A 235-nucleotide genomic window follows, 5' to 3' on the forward strand; every position below is an offset into this window, starting at 1 on the left:
GCGTGCCTGCCGCTGTCAGTCGCGACAGGCCGCCGCCAATTAGCGCGCCGCGTTTGCTGCGGCGTGAACAGGCAACAATGGCGTTGAGATCTTCAATGGTGCGATAGACATAGCAATCACTGCCATCCGCGCCGGTAATCGGTGGAATCCACGAATAAGAGCCGGTGGCGATAATCAGCGTGTCGTAACGGACCGCGCGATCGCTACTCGAGTGTATCAGTTTTTCATCGTGGAT

At 57.4% G+C, this 235-nt stretch carries 1 protein-coding gene; it reads right to left on the reverse strand.

Annotated features, from left to right (window positions below; genetic code table 11):
* A partial coding sequence (locus KVT28_RS26935; protein WP_217551388.1) for an FAD-dependent oxidoreductase occupies window positions 1–235 on the reverse strand: 235 nt, incomplete at both ends.

It is taken from the genome of Pantoea sp. GbtcB22 (assembly GCF_019091025.1).
Taxonomy (GTDB): Bacteria; Pseudomonadota; Gammaproteobacteria; order Enterobacterales; family Enterobacteriaceae; genus Pantoea; species Pantoea leporis.